This is a genomic window from Polynucleobacter sp. 39-46-10 (assembly GCF_002282275.1).
Map to the genome: position 1 here is coordinate 1 of NZ_NCJB01000390.1, position 1,968 is coordinate 1,968.

Here is a 1,968-nt window from a genome sequence, read left to right on the forward strand (position 1 = left end):
GAACAGGGCAAAATAGACCCTATGTGAAAAATGTCGTTTAGATAGTATCTACGGAGAAATTCCTTTTGAGCACTTCAAGTACTTTTAATACCAATTTCAAGCAATATCTATCGTCCGCCAAGGTTAAGGGTGCAGGCATTCCTGTGGGCCTACAAGAGTTGTTATTGGCCGTTGCTGATACTTGCTCAACCTTGAGTCATGAGGTTGCTCAAGGCGCTCTAATTGGCTTGTTAGGCTCTGCTGGTACTGGTAACGTCCAGGGTGAAGTTCAGCAAAAGTTGGATGTTATTGCCAATGACTTATTGATTGACGGCGTACAGGGTTGCAAATCTCTAGCTGGTCTAGCTTCTGAGGAGATGGAATTGCCGCTTCCAGTCCAAGGTACTGGCGACTACTTATTATTGTTTGATCCGCTAGATGGCTCTTCTAATATTGATGTCAACGTCTCTATCGGAACGATTTTCTCGGTGCTGAAAAAGCAAGATCCTGCAGCGCCATTGCAGACAGAGGATTTTTTATTGTCAGGTCGTCACCAAGTTGCTGCGGGTTACGTTGTCTACGGACCGCAAACCACGATGGCATTAACTTTGGGTGACGGCGTTGTGATGTTCACTCTAAATAAGGTGACTGGCGAGTTTGTTTTGATTAAGCATGCGGTTGAGATTTCTCACTCAACCAAAGAGTTCGCTATCAATATGTCGAATATGCGCCACTGGGCTGAGCCTGTGCGTCGCTACGTTGATGAGTGCTTGGCTGGTGTCAGTGGTGAGCGAGATAAAGATTTCAATATGCGCTGGATTGCATCCATGGTTGCCGATGTGCACCGTGTTTTATCACGTGGTGGCATCTTTATGTACCCATGGGATCAACGTGAACCCCACAAGCCAGGCAAGTTACGCCTGATGTATGAAGCAAATCCGATGAGCTTCTTAGTGGAGCAGGCTGGTGGTGCATCGACTAATGGCGAGCAACTCATCATGGATATGGTTCCTACAGAATTGCATGAGCGCGTTTCTGTCATGTTGGGTTCCAAGGAAGAGATTGAGCGACTCCAGCACTATCACTCTCAGACATAAGCAACTACTAAAACTCTGAGTTGACCAATTAGGTGATCAATTAAAAAGCCCAATCACGGATTGGGCTTTTTGTTAGGGCTACAAAAGCAAGTCCTAATTAAGGCTGAACTTTCTCTTTAAGGTAGGCTAGAGATTCTTCTACTTGGTCAATGAGAATCAGGCAGATGTCACCAGGAGATAAATCATTAAGCGCAGTATCAATTGCGAGGAATTCACCGGTAATTTCTTTAACTTGTTTAGCTTTCTTGGTGCCTACTAAACCTTCTTGCAAAAGCTTTAAGACTTCACCGTCTTCGCGACCGCGTTGACATTGATCTTGATAAAGAATGACATTGTCAAAGCTATTGCCAAGAATGCGAGTCAGGTCACGAATATCTTCATCCCGACGATCGCCGGCACCACTGATCACCACATGACTCTTTTTAGGTTTCATGGCTTCGATGGCGCTGGTTAGTGCGCGCATGGCATCTGGATTGTGACCATAGTCAGCAATCACTGTGGCGCCTTTATGCTGGAATTGATTAAAGCGTCCAGGCACTGAATTAGCCGTGCTCTCAAAAGAATGGAGGCCACGAGCCACTTTTTCCGCATCCAAACCGAGGGCCCAGGCTGCACCAATAGAAGCCATTGCATTTTCAATCTGGAAGCCCAGTACACCATTTTGTGTGAATGGAATCTCACTGACTGGGTAGCGGAAAAGTACGCGTTCTCCTTTAGAGCAGATGATGTGAGTGCCATCAAAATAAATCACTTTTTTGTTTTTGGCGCGATGGGCTGCAATAACAGGGTGATGTTGATTTTGAGAAAAGAAGATCACTCGACCGGTGCAGAAGTCGCCCATCCTAGCTACGATGGGATCTGTTGCATTGAGCACGGCAGCGCCAGTTGGGGC

Annotated in this window: 2 protein-coding genes; one reads left to right on the forward strand and one right to left on the reverse strand. The window is 46.2% G+C overall.

The window, feature by feature from the left end; genetic code table 11:
• The first annotated feature begins 65 nt into the window (after nt 1-65).
• The gene (locus tag B7X71_RS15970) at nt 66-1,076 is read left to right on the forward strand and encodes a class 1 fructose-bisphosphatase (protein WP_293601454.1); all 1,011 of its coding nucleotides are present in this window, start codon (nt 66-68) and stop codon (nt 1,074-1,076) included.
• 97 nt (nt 1,077-1,173) lie between these two features.
• Here B7X71_RS15970 and B7X71_RS15975 read toward each other — a convergent pair.
• Nucleotides 1,174-1,968 (reverse strand): cyanophycin synthetase (locus B7X71_RS15975; protein WP_293601455.1); only part of this gene is annotated, 795 nt, incomplete at its 5' end.